We start from the raw sequence: 749 nt of genomic DNA on the forward strand, positions 1-749 counted from the left end.
AATCAGAACCACCCTTAAAAAGGGTGGTTTGCTCTTAGGGTATAACCCACGGGCCCCGGGCTCGCGTCTAAAGGCGCGGGCCCGGACTTCGTCCAGGCCTAGTGCATCTTGACCCGTGGCGCGCCGGTCGAACCGGCAGCATCACCCCCTCTTGAAGGGGTCCTCGTACTCCTTCACGCTCAGCCTGTCCAGTGCGATGTCGTGGGACTCCTGCTCCCTGATGTACTTGGCGATCGTCGCCTCGTTCAGGCCGACGGTGGACACGTAGTAGCCCTCCGCCCAGAACTTCCTGTTGCCGAACTTGTACTTGAGGTTGGCGTGCCTGTCGAATATCATCAGCGAGCTCTTCCCCTTCAGGTAGCCCATGACGCTCGCGACGCTGTACTTCGGCGGGATCGCCAGCAGCACGTGCACGTGGTCGGGCATCAGGTGCCCCTCGATTATCTCGATCCCCTTGTACTCGCACAGCTTCCTGAGGATCTCCCCTATGTCGCTCCTGATTTGGTTGTAGATCACTTTGCGCCTATACTTCGGCGTGAACACGATGTGGTACTTGCACATCCACTTCGTGTGGGAAAGGCTGTAGGCCTTCTGGGCCATGGCGACCACCCCTTCGACTCGAATTCTTGACGGCCTGAACAATCGTCAATATCGGTCGGAGGGGTGGCTTTGTAAAGCCGTTTGTCTCCACCCGCGTAGCGGGTGGTTTAAAGCTGGCCGCTGCGCGGCCAGCAGACTAAAGTCTTGAA

General features: G+C 58.6%; 1 protein-coding gene. It reads right to left on the reverse strand.

Features of this window, described 5'->3' with window-relative positions; translation table 11 throughout:
* Positions 1-141 precede the first annotated feature (141 nt).
* On the reverse strand, positions 142-600 hold the full coding sequence (tnpA, locus tag CHY22_RS09840; protein WP_089573702.1) for an IS200/IS605 family transposase: 459 nt from the start codon (positions 598-600) through the stop codon (positions 142-144).
* Positions 601-749: the final 149 nt, after the last annotated feature.

It is taken from the genome of Collinsella sp. TF06-26, from assembly GCF_002232035.1.
GTDB lineage: Bacteria > Actinomycetota > Coriobacteriia > Coriobacteriales > Coriobacteriaceae > Collinsella.